The sequence below is a fragment of the Streptococcus mitis genome (assembly GCF_003942685.1).
Lineage (GTDB): Bacteria > Bacillota > Bacilli > Lactobacillales > Streptococcaceae > Streptococcus > Streptococcus mitis_CD.
The window spans coordinates 57,145-72,345 of the sequence record NZ_RJNR01000009.1 but is presented as its reverse complement, the minus strand read 5'-3'; the positions used below and the strand labels follow the sequence as shown (position 1 = coordinate 72,345).

The window sequence follows — 15,201 nt, the reverse complement described above, 5'->3', positions numbered from 1 at the left end:
GGAAGTGTGGCGACACATGTAGCGGACTAATACTAATAGCTCGAGGACTTATCCAAAGTAACTGAGAATATGAAAGCGAACGGTTTTCTTGGTTTGAATAGATATTCAATTTTGAGTAGGTATTACTCAGAGTTAAGTGACGATAGCCTAGGAGATACACCTGTACCCATGCCGAACACAGAAGTTAAGCCCTAGAACGCCGGAAGTAGTTGGGGGTTGCCCCCTGTGAGATATGGAAGTCGCTTAGCTTTATTCCGCCATAGCTCAGTTGGTAGTAGCGCATGACTGTTAATCATGATGTCGTAGGTTCGAGTCCTACTGGCGGAGTAGTTAATTAAGAGAGGTTTAGTCCTCTTTTTTTATTTTGGTGAACATAAAAATAGGCTCTCTGTCAACTGTAGTGGATTGAAGAAAAGGTAATATCTAGAAAGGACAAATTTCGTCCTTTCTTTTTTGATGTTTAGAGCGATGAAAATACTTTTTTTGAAGTTTTCAAAGTGTTGACGATTTTATATTTGTCCTTGAGAAAGATTTTAAAAACAGTCTGAAAAATCTAACTTTTGGGGTGTTTTTATTATGAAATTAACATATGATGATAAAGTTCAGATCTATGAACTTAGAAAATACGGATATAGCTAGAGAAGCTTTCAAATAAATTTGGGATAAACAATTCTAATCTTAGATACATGATTAAATTGATTGATCGTTACGGAATAAAGTTCGTCAAAAAAGGAAAAAATCGTTACTATTCTCCTGATTTAAAACAAGAAATGATTCATAAAGTCTTACATGAAGGCTGGACTAAAGATAGAGTTTCTCTTGAATACGGCCTCCCAAGTCGTACGATACTTCTTAACTGGCTAGCACAATACAAGAAAAACGGGTATACTATTGTTGAGAAAACAAGAGGGAGAGTACCTAAAATGGGACGTAAGCCAAAAAAGAGACCTGAAGAGAGGACAGAATTAGAACGTCTTCAAGCAGAAAATGACTACCTGAGAGCGGAGAATGTCATCCTAAAAAAGTTGAGAGAACTCCGATTGAAGGAGAAAAAAGAGAAAGAAGAAAGACCGAAATTGTTCAAGAATTAATGACTGAGTTTTCGTTAGATATTCTTCTAAAAGCCATTAAACTAGCTCGTTCGACTTACTACTATCACTTGAAACAGCTAGACAAACCAGATAAGGACCAAGAGCTTAAAGCTGAAGTTCAATTAATTTTTATCGAACACAAGGGAAATTATGGTTATCGTCGGATTCATTTAGAACTAAGAAATCGTGGTTATCTGGTAAATCAGAAAAGAGTTCAACGCTTGATGAAAGTACTCAATTTACAAGCTAAAATGCGACAGAAACGAAAATATTCTTCTCGTAAAGGAGATGTTGGTAAGAAGGCAGATAATCTCATTCAACGTCAATTTGAAGGCTCTAAAACAATGGAAAAGTGCTACACAGATGTGACAGAATTTGCCATTCCAAATAGCACGCAGAAATTGTATTTATCGCCTGTTTTAGATGGCTTTAATAGCGAAATTATTGCCTATAATCTTTCAACTTCACCGAACTTAGCACAAGTAAAAACCATGTTGGAACAGTCCTTCACAGAGAAGCACTACGAGAATACGATTCTCCATAGTGACCAAGGTTGGCAATACCAACACGATGCTTACCATCGGTTCCTAGAGAGTAAGGGAATTCAAGCATCCATGTCACGTAAAGGTAACAGCCAAGACAACGGTATGATGGAGTCCTTTTTTGGGATTCTGAAATCGGAGAAGTTTTACGGTTATGAGAAGTCGTTTCAGTCGCTTAAGCAATTGGAACAAGCCATTGTAGACTATATTGATTACTACAACAACAAACGAATTAAGGTAAAACTAAAAGGACTTAGCCCTGTGCAATACAGATTGGGGTCAGTACAATCTGATGCTATGCGTTTTCTTAATTTAAGATTTTTGCCTCAGTCTCTTTTAGTATTTAACACAGTTAATAAGATCCATAATAGTCTAATTTAGGTAGTAAATTTGTTCCTATTCTGTCAACTTTTCCTATTTGTTATCTTTTTGAGGTTGGTTTTTAAGCAATTCAGGAATTGATAGTGAATGTGTAAAATTTTTTGTTAGAATAAGCTTATAAAAAGTAAAGGGGTATAGGCTTATGTTACAAAAGATTTATGAGCAGATGACGGATTTTTATAGAAATATTGAAGAAGAGTATGGTACGTTCTTCGGAGATCATTTTGACTGGGAACATTTTCATTTTAAATTTTTGATTTATTATCTTTTCCGATATAGCATTGGGAATCATCGGGATTTTATTGTTTACCATTATCGTGTTGCTTATCGTTTGTATCTTGAAAAATTGATAATGAAACAAGGTTTTGTTGCTTGTTGAGACAGTATGAGTTAATTTCCGAACAAATTTAATTTTTTGTGGGAAAATAATGATAAATAGCCGGAATTATTTCTAAATCATTTTTTAATAGTTGGAAATAGCAAATCTTTCTATTGTTTCTTCTTGATAAAAAGTCGATTTTTTCTTATAATAAATTGTAAGATATAATTGCAGGTGAGAGTCCTGCCATGTATGTGAGAAAGGAAGAGCCTGAGGGCTCAGACAAGATTATGACTTCAGTTGTTGTTGTAGGTACCCAATGGGGTGATGAAGGTAAAGGGAAGATTACTGACTTCCTTTCAGCGAATGCAGAAGTGATTGCACGTTACCAAGGTGGTGATAATGCAGGTCACACAATTGTGATTGATGGTAAGAAATTTAAGTTGCACTTGATTCCATCCGGGATTTTCTTCCCTGAAAAAATTTCTGTTATTGGTAACGGAATGGTTGTAAATCCTAAATCTCTTGTAAAAGAGTTGAGCTATCTTCATGAGGAGGGTGTGACAACTGATAACTTGCGTATTTCTGATCGCGCGCATGTTATTTTGCCTTATCATATCGAGTTAGACCGTTTGCAAGAAGAAGCTAAGGGCGACAATAAGATTGGTACTACAATCAAGGGGATTGGTCCAGCTTATATGGACAAGGCTGCTCGTGTTGGGATTCGTATCGCAGATCTTTTGGATAAAGATATTTTCCGTGAGCGTTTAGAACGTAACCTTGCTGAAAAGAATCGTCTTTTTGAAAAATTGTATGACAGTAAAGCGATTGCTTTCGATGATATTTTTGAAGAATATTACGAATATGGTCAACAAATCAAGAAGTATGTGACAGATACATCTGTCATTTTGAATGATGCGCTTGATAACGGTAAACGTGTGCTTTTTGAAGGTGCACAAGGTGTTATGCTAGATATCGACCAAGGTACCTATCCATTTGTTACGTCGTCAAACCCTGTGGCTGGTGGTGTGACCATTGGTTCTGGTGTTGGTCCAAGTAAGATTGACAAGGTTGTTGGTGTATGTAAAGCCTATACGAGTCGTGTAGGAGACGGTCCTTTCCCAACTGAGTTGTTTGATGAAGTGGGAGAACGTATCCGTGAAGTCGGTCATGAATATGGTACAACAACTGGTCGTCCACGTCGTGTGGGTTGGTTTGACTCAGTTGTGATGCGTCATAGCCGCCGTGTCTCTGGTATTACGAACCTTTCATTGAACTCTATCGATGTTTTGAGTGGTTTGGATACAGTGAAAATCTGTGTGGCCTATGATCTTGATGGTCAACGTATTGACTACTATCCAGCTAGTCTTGAGCAATTGAAGCGTTGCAAGCCTATCTATGAAGAGTTGCCAGGTTGGTCAGAAGATATTACCGGAGTTCGTAATTTGGAAGATCTTCCTGAGAATGCGCGTAACTATGTTCGTCGTGTGAGTGAATTGGTTGGCGTTCGTATTTCTACTTTCTCAGTAGGTCCTGGTCGTGAACAAACAAATATTTTAGAAAGTGTTTGGTCTTAAGAGATTTTTAAGATTTGTTTAAGATAGGTCGGGTATACTATAGACAGTTACAAGAAGACCTCCTAACTTGTTGTAACAAATATCCTAAACTTTTCTTTTTCATAATAATCTCCCTATAAAGTCACCGCATTCGGTGGCTTTTTTTGTCTTGGGATTCATGATATAATAATAAAATCGATAAGTAGTAAAAGGGAAATTGATGAATTATACAGTTGAAGAAAAAGAAGTCTTTATGAGGGAAGCTTTGAGAGAGGCTGAGATTGCTCTTGAACACGATGAAATTCCAATTGGTTGTGTGATTGTCAAGGACGGAGAAATCATTGGCCGTGGGCATAATGCGCGTGAGGAGTTGCAACGAGCTGTAATGCATGCGGAGATTATGGCTATAGAGAATGCGAACCTGAGTGAGGAGAGCTGGCGCTTGCTGGATTGCACGCTTTTTGTGACCATTGAGCCTTGTGTCATGTGTAGTGGGGCGATTGGCCTTGCCCGTATTCCAAACGTGGTCTATGGGGCTAAAAACCAGAAATTTGGCGCTGCTGGGAGTTTGTACGATATCTTGACAGATGAGCGTCTCAATCATCGTGTGGAGGTTGAAACGGGAATTTTGGAAGATGAATGTGCAGCTATTATGCAGGATTTTTTTAGAAATAGACGGAAAAAATAATTTTGCTTTTAAAATGAATAGGAATGTGATATAATAAATGGTGGAGCAACAGTTCTGCGTGAAGCGGGTCAGGGGAGGAATCCAGCAGCCCTAAGCGATTTGAATTGTGTGCTCTTTTTTTCGTGCTTTTTCCGAATAAATAAGATAGAATAATCTAGAATAAATGATAATAGAAAAGAGAAGATGATGAAAATTCGTGGTTTTGAATTGGTTTCTAGTTTTACAGATGAAAATTTATTGCCCAAGCGTGAGACAGCGCATGCGGCTGGTTACGATTTAAAGGTTGCTGTGCGTACGGTTATTGCGCCAGGAGAGATTGTCTTGGTTCCGACAGGGGTTAAGGCTTATATGCAACCGACTGAGGTTCTCTACCTCTATGATCGCTCTTCAAATCCTCGTAAGAAAGGCTTGGTTTTAATTAATTCAGTTGGGATCATTGATGGGGATTATTATGGAAATCCTGGAAATGAAGGGCATATTTTTGCTCAGATGAAGAATATAACAGACCAAGAGGTTGTTCTTGAAGTTGGAGAACGTGTTGTCCAGGCTGTCTTTGCTCCTTTCTTAATTGCAGATGGAGATGTGGCAGACGGTTTACGGACTGGTGGTTTTGGTTCGACAGGGGACTAGGATGAAGATTATCTTTGTACGTCACGGGGAGCCAGATTATAGTGAGTTAGAGGAGCGTTCTTATACGGGATTTGGGATAGATTTGGCACCCTTGTCTGAGAAGGGACGGCAACAAGCCCAGAAACTGAGCACCAATCCTTTACTCCTTTCAGCTGAAATAATCATATCTTCTGCAGTCACAAGAGCTTTAGAAACGGCTTTTTATGTGGCTTGTGTTACTGGACTTCCTTTGAGAGTGGAGCCATTATTGCATGAATGGCAGGTTTATGAAAGTGGCACAGATAATTTTGAAAAAGCTCGTACTATGTTTCTAGAAAATAAGGGGGAGTTACTTCCTAATAGCCCTATTCAATATGAGACAGCTACGGGAATGAAGTCTCGTTTTCTAGAATGCATGGCTAAGTACCGAGACTACCAGACAGTGCTAGTTGTCGCTCATCGAATGCTCATGCGCCAATTTGTACCAGACGAGAAGATTGATTTTTGCCAAGTGATTGAATGTGAGTTAGAGATATAGAAAGAGGTTTATCATCGCAAAGAAAAAAGCGACATTTGTATGTCAAAATTGTGGGTATAATTCCCCTAAATATCTGGGGCGTTGCCCCAACTGTGGGTCTTGGTCTTCTTTTGTAGAAGAGGTTGAGGTTGCCGAGGTCAAGAATGCGCGTGTGTCCTTGACAGGTGAGAAAACCAAGCCTATGAAACTGGCTGAGGTGACTTCTATCAACGTTAATCGAACTAAGACGGACATGGAGGAATTCAACCGTGTACTTGGAGGCGGAGTGGTACCAGGAAGTCTCGTCCTCATCGGCGGGGATCCTGGGATTGGAAAATCAACCCTTCTCCTACAAGTCTCAACCCAGTTGTCCCAAGTGGGGACTGTTCTCTACGTCAGTGGGGAGGAGTCTGCCCAGCAAATCAAGTTGCGAGCAGAGCGCTTGGGAGATATCGATAGCGAGTTTTATCTCTATGCAGAGACTAATATGCAGAGTATTCGAGCTGAGGTGGAAAGAATCCAGCCAGACTTCCTCATTATTGATTCAATTCAAACCATCATGTCTCCTGAGATTTCAGGGGTGCAGGGGTCTGTTTCTCAGGTGCGTGAGGTGACGGCTGAACTGATGCAGCTGGCCAAAACTAATAACATCGCCATCTTTATCGTAGGTCATGTGACCAAGGAAGGAACCTTGGCTGGTCCTCGTATGTTGGAGCATATGGTGGATACGGTGCTTTACTTTGAAGGGGAGCGTCACCATACCTTCCGTATTTTGAGGGCGGTTAAAAATCGTTTTGGTTCCACTAATGAGATTGGGATTTTTGAGATGCAGTCGGGTGGCTTGGTTGAAGTCCTCAATCCGAGTCAAGTTTTCCTAGAGGAGCGTTTGGATGGGGCGACTGGTTCGTCAATCGTTGTGACTATGGAAGGGACGCGTCCGATTTTGGCGGAGGTTCAGGCTTTGGTAACACCGACCATGTTTGGAAATGCCAAGCGTACGACGACAGGACTTGATTTTAATCGTGCGAGTTTGATTATGGCTGTTTTGGAAAAGCGTGCAGGTCTTCTCTTGCAAAATCAGGATGCCTATCTCAAATCTGCTGGCGGTGTTAAATTGGATGAACCTGCGATAGACTTAGCTGTTGCGGTTGCTATTGCTTCGAGTTATAAAGACAAGCCAACTAATCCTCAGGAATGTTTTGTAGGAGAACTTGGTTTGACGGGAGAGATTCGGCGCGTGAATCGTATCGAACAACGCATCAATGAAGCTGCTAAACTGGGATTTACTAAGATTTATGTACCTAAGAATTCTTTGACAGGAATCACTCCGCCTAAGGAAATTCAGGTCATTGGAGTAACAACGATTCAGGAAGTTTTGAAAAAGGTCTTTGCATAATCCGTGACAAATCCTTTTAAAAATGATAAGATAGGAGAAATATTTGACTATCAAATTTTCGAGGAGGGAATCGTGTCGTATTTTGAACAGTTTATGCAAGCCAATCAGGCTTATGTTGCCCTACATGGGCAGTTAAATCTGCCACTTAAACCCAAAACTAGAGTAGCCATTGTGACCTGTATGGACTCTCGTTTGCACGTTGCGCAAGCTCTAGGTTTGGCACTTGGGGATGCTCATATCTTGCGGAATGCAGGTGGTCGAGTGACAGAAGACATGATTCGTTCTCTGGTGATTTCCCAGCAACAAATGGGGACAAGAGAGATTGTGGTATTGCACCATACAGACTGTGGTGCTCAGACCTTTGAAAATGGCTCTTTTCAGGAGTATTTGAAGGAAGAATTGGGTGTCGATGTGTCAGACCAGGACTTCTTGCCCTTTCAAGATATAGAGGAGAGTGTATGTGAGGACATGCAACTCCTTATCGAGTCTCCCCTAATACCAGATGATGTCATTATCTCTGGTGCTATTTACGATGTGGATACAGGAAGTATGACAGTCGTAGAATTATAAATACTTCATTTAGAAAGAAAGTGTATGAAGAAAAACAGTATTTTATTTATTTTTATCTTATTGCTATGTATTGGTTTACAGTATGAAACCATCTACTATACGGACGGTTCGATGTCAGCTGCGGAATATGGACTAATGGGAGTTTCTATCTTTCTAGCTCTCTTTTACATGATTCCGGCTCTTTATTTCCTTTTCCGTATTGGGAAAAAATGGGAATTGCCAAAGAAGGCCTTGATTCTGTCTTTATTGGGTGGGATGTTCCTTTCAGGCTGGTTGTCTAGTTTTTCTAATACCTATATCCATGATTTACTGGGTGCTCTTTTCCCAGATAGTGCATTTTTAAATGCCTTTGAAAGTGCTATTGTGGCTCCTTTGGTAGAAGAACCGTTGAAATTATTGCCACTTGTTTTTGTTTTGGCTTTGATTCCTGTGCGAAAATTAAAATCTTTGTTTTTACTTGGGATTGCTTCTGGTTTGGGATTCCAAATGATTGAGGATATTGGCTATATTCGTACGGATTTACCGGAGGGATTTGACTTTACCATTTCGAGAATTTTAGAGCGTATCATCTCAGGAATTGCCTCTCACTGGACTTTTTCAGGTCTGGCGGTAGTGGGTGTTTACTTGCTTTACAGAGCCTGTAAAGGGCAGAAAGTTGGAAAGAAACAGGGGCTTATTTTCCTAGGTTTAGCCTTGGGAACTCACTTCTTGTTTAACTCTCCTTTTGTGGAGTTGGAGACAGAGTTGCCTTTAGCGATTCCAGTGGTTACGGCCATTACTCTCTATGGTTTTTATCAGGCTTATTGCTTTGTTGAGAAGCACAATGAGTTGATGAACTAGAATATTTTTTAAAAGAATGATGCAAGGGTACAAATATGCTGCCCTTCTTTTATTTTTGATTGAAAAATAGTGCAAAAAGCGCTACAATGGTAAATGGAAAAATCTTGTGAAAAGCACAAGCGATACATATATACCGGAGGAAATCATGTCTTTTTCTGATTTAAAGCTGTTTGCCCTTTCTTCTAATCAAGAATTGGCAAAACGTGTAGCGCAGGAGATTGGGATAGAGTTGGGGAAATCAAGTGTCCGCCAATTTTCAGATGGAGAGATTCAGGTCAATATCGAAGAATCAATCCGTGGGAAACACGTCTTTATCCTACAATCAACTAGCTCGCCTGTAAATGACAATCTGCTTGAAATTTTGATTATGGTAGATGCTTTGAAGCGTGCGAGTGCAGAATCTGTCAATGTTGTTATGCCTTACTATGGGTATGCACGTCAGGATAGAAAGGCGAGAGCGCGTGAGCCAATCACTTCAAAACTTGTCGCAAATATGCTTGAAGTAGCTGGAGTGGATCGTTTATTGACCATCGACTTGCATGCTGCACAGATTCAAGGATTCTTTGATATTCCTGTGGATCACTTGATGGGAGCTCCTCTGATTGCGGATTATTTTGAGCGTCGTGGTATGGTTGGTTCTGACTATGTGGTTGTCAGCCCAGACCATGGAGGAGTGACTCGTGCCCGTAAGTTGGCAGAATTTTTGAAAACATCTATTGCTATTATTGATAAACGTCGTAGCGTTGATAAGATGAATACTAGTGAAGTCATGAACATCATCGGTAAGGTCGAAGGCAAGACTTGTATCTTGATTGATGATATGATTGATACTGCTGGAACGATTTGTCATGCGGCAGATGCTCTTGCGGAAGCTGGTGCTGTTGAAGTCTATGCAAGCTGTACGCACCCAGTTCTTTCTGGTCCTGCCATGGACAATATCCAAAAATCAGCTATTAAGAAATTGGTTGTTTTGGATACAATCTACTTGCCAGAAGAGCGTTTGATCGATAAGATTGAGCAAATTTCAATCGCTCATCTCCTAGGGGATGCTATTGTACGTATCCATGAAAAACGCCCACTTTCTCCACTTTTCAGTATTGAGAAAAAGATTTAAGTTTTCGCTTAGAATAAAACATACTCCTAGCAGAAGTGAACTGCTAGGAGCTTTTTTGTAGCCAAAATCTGCAAGCCTTTTCAAATTGTGCTATACTGATGAAAAAGGAGGATTTCTATGAGTCAAGAATTTATCAATCCAAGTGATGGCGTGATTCGTCAGTATCTCGCAACGAGTAAAACCCTTGCTGTGGTGGGCTTGTCAGACCGTGAGGAAACAACTAGCAATCGAGTGACAAAGGAAATGCAGGATCGGGGTTATAAAATTATCCCAGTCAATCCCAAGGCGGCAGGTGGTGAAATCTTGGGTGAAAAGGCTTATGCTAGCCTAGCTGAGATTCCTTTTCCTGTAGATATTGTCAATGTTTACCGTCGCAGTGAATTTCTGCCAGATGTGGCGCGTGATTTTCTCAAGGCTGATGCCAAGATTTTTTGGGCACAGCTAGGACTTGAAAGTCTAGAAGCGGAAGAAATCTTGCGTGCTGGTGGATGTGATGATATCGTGATGAATCGTTGCATCAAGAGAGAACATACACGCTTGATTGAGGAAGTATAATAAAAAGGTAGCTGATGGGCTACCTTTTTATTATACTCAATGAAAATCAAAGAGCAAACTAGGAAACTAGCCGCAGGTTGCTCAAAACACAGTTTTGAGGTTGCAGATAGAACTGACGAAGTCAGCTCAAAACACAGTTTTGAGGTTGTGGATAGAACTGACGAAGTCAGTAACCATACCTACGGCAAGGCGACGTTAACGTGGTTTGAAGAGATTTTCGAAGAGGATTAGAAAATGCCGATAAGGGTCTGCATACCAAGACTGGTGAGGATGATGGCAATCCAGCAGATGGCTCCGAGCACAATGGATATTCCGCTGGATTTGACCATAGCGACCAGATTGGTTTTGAGTCCGATAGCACTCATGGCCATGATAATGAGAAATTTGGAGAGTTGTTTGAGAGGGGTAAAGAAACTACTGGATACCCCGAGAGAGGTCAGTAAGGTGGTTAGGAGCGATACAAGGATAAAGTAAAGGATAAAAAGTGGGAAGACTTTTTTCAGTTGTAAGCCTTGCTTATTTTTTTGTTCACGACTTTTCCAGTAGGAGAGAAAGAGAGTGATGGGGATGATAGCCAGAGTACGTGTGAGTTTGACAATGGTTGCGGATTCGAGGGTATTGGTCTGGTAGAGACTGTCCCAGGCGCTAGCTGTAGCGGTTACAGAGGAAGTATCGTTGACTGCAGTTCCTGCAAAGAGGGCAAAGCCGTCATTGGATAGATGAAGCCAGGTTCCTAGAGTTGGAAAGATAAGTGCAGCCAAGACATTGAAGAAAAAGATAACGGAGATGGCTTGGGCTACTTCCTTTTCCTTGGCATGGATAACGGGCGCTGTCGCTGCAATGGCAGAGCCCCCACAGATGGAAGAACCTACTCCAATCAAGGTAGCCAGTTTTGTGTCCATTGCAAAGAATCGTTGGAAGAGGTAGGCAACAATCAAGGCTATTGAAATGGTGGACAGGATGACAGGGAGTGAAGATTGCCCAACTGCGAAGACTTGCGAGATATTGAGACCAAAACCAAGCAAGATAACGGCATACTGGAGCAATTTCTTGGAACTAAAGGTCAAACCCGCATCCAGTTGTTTATAAGACGAGAGAAAGGGATGGAGAAGCATGCCTATGAAAATCGCAAAAACGGGCGCACCAATAACAGGGAAGAATCCTCCTAAGTACCAAGATACGATAGAAATGAGAAGGCAGGCCAAGATGCCTGCTCCATTTTTTGATAAAAATGACATAAAAACCTCCAAATAGAATCTGTTACCATTATAGACCTGTAAAGAGGAAAAGTAAAATAGAAAGTGGAAAGCTATTCTCTAATGTATTTTTGCGGTCGGGGGGCTTTTGTAGTATAATAGAGATACGTTTTGAAAGTGGGAGGTATCTATGGACTTAACTAAGCGCTTTAATAAACAGTTAGATAAGATTCAAGTTTCGTTGATTCGTCAGTTTGACCAGGCTATTTCGGAGATTCCTGGGGTCTTGCGTTTGACCTTGGGGGAACCTGATTTTACAACGCCAAATCATGTCAAGGAGGCGGCCAAGCGAGCGATTGATCAGAACCAATCCTACTATACAGGGATGAGTGGCCTGCTGACTTTACGTCAGGCGGCCAGTAACTTTGTTAAGGAAAAGTATCAACTGGACTATGCTCCTGAAAATGAAATCTTGGTTACAATTGGGGCGACAGAGGCTTTATCTGCTACTTTGACAGCTATTTTGGAAGAGGGAGACAAGGTGCTCTTGCCAGCTCCTGCTTATCCGGGTTATGAACCAATTGTCAATCTGGTTGGGGCAGAGGTTGTCGAGATTGACACAACTGAAAATGGGTTTGTCTTGACTCCTGAGATGTTGGAGAAGGCTATTTTGGAGCAAGGTGACAAGCTCAAGGCGGTTATTCTTAACTATCCAGCAAATCCGACAGGAATTACCTATAGTCGAGAGCAGTTGGAAGCCTTGGCAGCTGTTTTACGTAAGTATGAGATTTTCGTTGTCTGTGATGAGGTTTACTCAGAATTGACCTACACAGGGGAAACTCATGTATCTCTAGGAACGATGCTGAGAGATCAGGCTATCATTATCAATGGTCTATCTAAATCACATGCCATGACAGGTTGGCGTTTGGGACTGATTTTCGCTCCTACAGCCTTTACAGCTCAGTTGATTAAGAGTCACCAGTACTTGGTCACTGCTGCAAATACCATGGCTCAACATGCTGCGGTAGAAGCCTTGACGGCTGGTAAAAATGATGCGGAACCGATGAAGAAGGAATATATCCAGCGTCGAGATTATATCATCGAAAAGATGACTGCTCTTGGTTTTGAGATTATCAAACCAGACGGTGCCTTCTATATCTTTGCTAAGATTCCAGCGGGCTACAATCAAGATTCCTTTGCCTTTCTGAAGGATTTTGCTCAGAAGAAGGCTGTTGCCTTTATCCCTGGTGCGGCCTTTGGGCGTTATGGAGAAGGTTATGTTCGCCTATCTTATGCAGCCAGCATGGAGACTATCAAAGAAGCCATGAAACGACTTGAGGAGTACATGAGAGAAGCATGATTCAGTCTATCACGAGTCAAGGCTTGGTGCTCTACAATCGTAACTTTCGTGAGGATGACAAGCTGGTCAAAATTTTTACCGAGCAGGCGGGCAAGCGCATGTTTTTCGTCAAACACGCTGGCCAGTCCAAACTAGCTCCGGTTATTCAGCCCTTGGTGTTGGCACGGTTTCTCTTACGAATCAATGATGACGGTCTTAGCTACATCGAGGACTACCATGAGGTGATGACCTTTCCCAAGATTAATAGTGATCTCTTTGTCATGGCCTATGCGACCTACGTGGCGGCTCTTACAGATGCTAGTTTGCAGGACAATCAGCAGGATGCTCCCTTGTTTGCTTTTTTGCAAAAGACTTTGGAGTTGATGGAAGCTGGCTTGGATTATCAGGTTTTGACCAATATTTTTGAAATTCAAATCTTGACTCGATTTGGGATTAGCCTCAATTTTAATGAGTGTGTCTTTTGCCATCGGGTCGGTCAGGCTTTTGATTTTTCTTTCAAATATGGAGCCTGCCTCTGTCCAGAGCATTATCATGAGGATGAGAGACGTTGCCATCTCAATCCCAATATCCCCTATCTGCTCAATCAGTTTCAAGCCATTGATTTTGAGACTTTGGAGACCATTTCGCTTAAGCCTGAAATCAAGCAAGAGCTACGCCAATTTATGGATCAACTATACGAAGAGTACGTTGGGATTCACCTAAAATCAAAGAAATTTATTGATTCCCTATCCGACTGGGGACAATTACTAAAAGAGGAAAATAAATGAAAAAAATCGCAGTAGATGCCATGGGGGGCGATTACGCACCTCAAGCCATCGTTGAGGGTGTCAATCAAGCCCTAGCTGACTTTTCAGATATCGAGGTTCAACTCTACGGAGATGAAGCTAAAATCAAGCAATATCTGAAAGCCACAGAGCGCGTCAGCATTATCCATACGGATGAGAAGATTGATTCAGACGATGAACCTACGAGAGCTATTCGGAAGAAGAAAAATGCCAGTATGGTCTTGGCGGCCAAGGCTGTCAAAGAGGGTGAAGCAGATGCTGTTCTTTCCGCAGGAAATACAGGTGCTTTACTAGCAGCAGGATTTTTCATCGTGGGTCGTATCAAGAATATCGACCGACCAGGGCTTATGTCAACCTTGCCGACTATTGATGGGAAAGGTTTTGACATGCTAGACCTCGGTGCTAATGCGGAAAATACAGCCCAGCACCTCCATCAATACGCGGTTCTAGGATCCTTCTATGCTAAAAATGTTCGTGGAATTGCGCAACCACGTGTTGGCTTGCTCAATAACGGAACAGAGAGTAGTAAGGGCGACCCGCTTCGTAAGGAAACCTATGAATTACTGGTGGCTGATGAAAGTTTAAACTTTATCGGAAACGTGGAAGCGCGTGATTTGATGAATGGCGTTGCAGATGTTGTTGTGGCAGATGGTTTCACGGGAAACGCTGTGCTCAAATCCATTGAAGGGACAGCTATGGGAATCATGGGCTTGCTCAAGAACTCCATCACTGGTGGTGGTCTCCGAGCGAAACTAGGCGCCCTCCTTCTCAAGGACAGCCTCAGAGGTTTGAAAAAACAGCTCAACTACTCAGATGTTGGTGGAGCAGTCTTGTTTGGTGTCAAGGCACCGGTTGTCAAGACTCATGGCTCAAGCGATGCCAAGGCTGTTTATAGTACGATTCGCCAGATTCGTACCATGTTAGAAACAGACGTAGTTGTCAAGACTGCGCGTGAATTTTCAGGAGAATAAAAGAGATGACAGAAAAAGAAATTTTTGACCGTATTGTGACCATTATCCAAGAGCGACAGGGAGAAGACTTTGTCGTGACAGAATCCTTGAGTCTGAAAGACGACTTGGATGCTGACTCAGTTGATTTGATGGAGTTTATCTTGACACTGGAAGATGAATTTAATATCGAAATCAGCGATGAGGAAATTGACCAACTCCAAAGTGTAGGGGATGTGGTAGAAGTCGTCAAACGTAAAGAATAGCAAGAAGCAAGATAAGAGGAGTTGCATGTTGCTAAGAATGTATATAAATATCCTATTTGACAATTATCTACATTTTAATCTTTATAAATATATATTTTAGGCAGGGCGCTTGTTCTGCCTATTTTTTTGCCAAGAAAGTGCAGTTGAGGTATTTATTTGGAGTTTTACATATATTTTTGATAAAATAGTTATAGAAATTAGGAAAGTTGAAGAAAAGAAATGAAGAAGGTTGTAGGATATTTTTTAGTATTTGTTTTTCTATTTTTGATGAATATTTTCATCTTTAAGATACTAGCAACTCTGGGATTTCAGCTGACAATGAGTGAAAAGAGTTATATTGTACCACCGCTATTTTCGATTATCGTTTTGTATATGATTGACAAAAAAGTTAGGAAGAAAAAGAAATAAATATATATTTTAGGTAGAATGTTTGTTCTACCTATTTTTTTATCTTAAAAGTACAGTTGGG

At 41.2% G+C, this 15,201-nt stretch carries 17 protein-coding genes, 1 tRNA gene, 1 rRNA gene, 1 other RNA gene and 2 pseudogenes; 20 read left to right on the top strand and 2 right to left on the bottom strand.

Annotation, left to right across the window (positions count from 1 at the left end; translation table 11 throughout):
* The first annotated feature begins 132 nt into the window (after nucleotides 1–132).
* A 5S ribosomal RNA gene (gene rrf, locus D8855_RS07375) occupies nucleotides 133–248 on the top strand.
* A 5-nt stretch (nucleotides 249–253) separates the two neighbouring features.
* Nucleotides 254–327, top strand: a tRNA-Asn gene (locus tag D8855_RS07370).
* Between the two features lie 95 nt (nucleotides 328–422).
* Here D8855_RS07370 and D8855_RS07365 read toward each other — a convergent pair.
* Nucleotides 423–553: pseudogene (locus tag D8855_RS07365) on the bottom strand (ISL3 family transposase); the annotation flags it as partial.
* Nucleotides 554–576: 23 nt separating this feature from the next.
* On the opposite strand from D8855_RS07365, the pseudogene D8855_RS07360 reads away from it, so the two are divergent.
* From D8855_RS07360 to D8855_RS10825, 13 genes and pseudogenes are all read left to right on the top strand, one after another.
* Nucleotides 577–1,915: pseudogene (locus D8855_RS07360) on the top strand (IS3 family transposase); the annotation flags it as partial.
* A 241-nt stretch (nucleotides 1,916–2,156) separates the two neighbouring features.
* Nucleotides 2,157–2,393, top strand: a complete 237-nt coding sequence (gene comW / locus D8855_RS07355) for a sigma(X)-activator ComW (protein WP_049487499.1) — start codon at nucleotides 2,157–2,159, stop codon at nucleotides 2,391–2,393.
* Between the two features lie 230 nt (nucleotides 2,394–2,623).
* Entirely contained in the window at nucleotides 2,624–3,910 is a 1,287-nt protein-coding gene (locus tag D8855_RS07350) for an adenylosuccinate synthase (RefSeq protein WP_001832534.1), read from the top strand.
* Nucleotides 3,911–4,109: 199 nt separating this feature from the next.
* Entirely contained in the window at nucleotides 4,110–4,577 is a 468-nt protein-coding gene (gene tadA / locus D8855_RS07345; RefSeq protein WP_001110112.1) for a tRNA adenosine(34) deaminase TadA, read from the top strand.
* A 34-nt stretch (nucleotides 4,578–4,611) separates the two neighbouring features.
* Nucleotides 4,612–4,707: signal recognition particle sRNA small type (gene ffs / locus D8855_RS07340), an RNA gene on the top strand.
* Between the two features lie 56 nt (nucleotides 4,708–4,763).
* Nucleotides 4,764–5,207, top strand: coding sequence for a dUTP diphosphatase (locus D8855_RS07335; RefSeq protein ID WP_125416769.1), 444 nt, complete (start codon nucleotides 4,764–4,766; stop codon nucleotides 5,205–5,207).
* Complete coding sequence (locus D8855_RS07330) at nucleotides 5,158–5,724, top strand: histidine phosphatase family protein (protein ID WP_161800679.1); 567 nt, start codon at nucleotides 5,158–5,160, stop codon at nucleotides 5,722–5,724. Before D8855_RS07335 ends, D8855_RS07330 begins: the two co-directional genes overlap by 50 nt.
* A 13-nt stretch (nucleotides 5,725–5,737) precedes the next feature.
* Complete coding sequence (gene radA, locus D8855_RS07325; RefSeq protein ID WP_125416767.1) at nucleotides 5,738–7,099, top strand: DNA repair protein RadA; 1,362 nt, start codon at nucleotides 5,738–5,740, stop codon at nucleotides 7,097–7,099.
* A gap of 72 nt (nucleotides 7,100–7,171) precedes the next feature.
* Nucleotides 7,172–7,669 carry a beta-class carbonic anhydrase gene (locus tag D8855_RS07320; RefSeq protein WP_125416765.1) on the top strand — a complete coding sequence of 166 codons (498 nt, stop codon included), beginning with the start codon at nucleotides 7,172–7,174 and terminating at the stop codon, nucleotides 7,667–7,669.
* 24 nt (nucleotides 7,670–7,693) lie between these two features.
* A complete protein-coding gene (locus D8855_RS07315) occupies nucleotides 7,694–8,509 on the top strand; it encodes a PrsW family intramembrane metalloprotease (protein ID WP_125416763.1) in 816 nt (271 codons plus the stop codon).
* Nucleotides 8,510–8,654: 145 nt separating this feature from the next.
* Entirely contained in the window at nucleotides 8,655–9,623 is a 969-nt protein-coding gene (locus D8855_RS07310; protein WP_033682853.1) for a ribose-phosphate diphosphokinase, read from the top strand.
* Between the two features lie 117 nt (nucleotides 9,624–9,740).
* A complete protein-coding gene (locus D8855_RS07305; protein WP_125386781.1) occupies nucleotides 9,741–10,178 on the top strand; it encodes a CoA-binding protein in 438 nt (145 codons plus the stop codon).
* 39 nt (nucleotides 10,179–10,217) lie between these two features.
* Nucleotides 10,218–10,409: a hypothetical protein gene (locus D8855_RS10825; protein ID WP_125386780.1), complete on the top strand. Its 192-nt coding sequence runs from the start codon at nucleotides 10,218–10,220 to the stop codon at nucleotides 10,407–10,409.
* Here the strand turns inward: D8855_RS10825 and D8855_RS07295 are convergent.
* Nucleotides 10,406–11,416, bottom strand: a complete 1,011-nt coding sequence (locus D8855_RS07295; protein ID WP_125416761.1) for a YeiH family protein — start codon at nucleotides 11,414–11,416, stop codon at nucleotides 10,406–10,408. The two genes, D8855_RS10825 and D8855_RS07295, sit on opposite strands and share 4 nt — an antisense overlap.
* A 148-nt stretch (nucleotides 11,417–11,564) precedes the next feature.
* Between D8855_RS07295 and D8855_RS07290 the strand changes: the two genes are divergently transcribed.
* The 5 genes from D8855_RS07290 (at nucleotide 11,565) to D8855_RS10820 (ending at nucleotide 15,140) form a co-directional block, all read left to right on the top strand.
* Complete coding sequence (locus D8855_RS07290) at nucleotides 11,565–12,734, top strand: pyridoxal phosphate-dependent aminotransferase (RefSeq protein WP_125416759.1); 1,170 nt, start codon at nucleotides 11,565–11,567, stop codon at nucleotides 12,732–12,734.
* On the top strand, nucleotides 12,731–13,501 hold the full coding sequence (gene recO, locus D8855_RS07285) for a DNA repair protein RecO (protein ID WP_125416757.1): 771 nt from the start codon (nucleotides 12,731–12,733) through the stop codon (nucleotides 13,499–13,501). The genes D8855_RS07290 and recO overlap by 4 nt, the downstream gene beginning before the upstream one ends.
* Complete coding sequence (gene plsX / locus D8855_RS07280) at nucleotides 13,498–14,490, top strand: phosphate acyltransferase PlsX (RefSeq protein WP_061590449.1); 993 nt, start codon at nucleotides 13,498–13,500, stop codon at nucleotides 14,488–14,490. The genes recO and plsX overlap by 4 nt, the downstream gene beginning before the upstream one ends.
* 5 nt (nucleotides 14,491–14,495) lie before the next feature.
* On the top strand, nucleotides 14,496–14,732 hold the full coding sequence (locus D8855_RS07275) for an acyl carrier protein (RefSeq protein WP_004269958.1): 237 nt from the start codon (nucleotides 14,496–14,498) through the stop codon (nucleotides 14,730–14,732).
* A 219-nt stretch (nucleotides 14,733–14,951) separates the two neighbouring features.
* Nucleotides 14,952–15,140 carry a hypothetical protein gene (locus D8855_RS10820; protein ID WP_061590448.1) on the top strand — a complete coding sequence of 63 codons (189 nt, stop codon included), beginning with the start codon at nucleotides 14,952–14,954 and terminating at the stop codon, nucleotides 15,138–15,140.
* Nucleotides 15,141–15,201 lie beyond the last annotated feature (61 nt).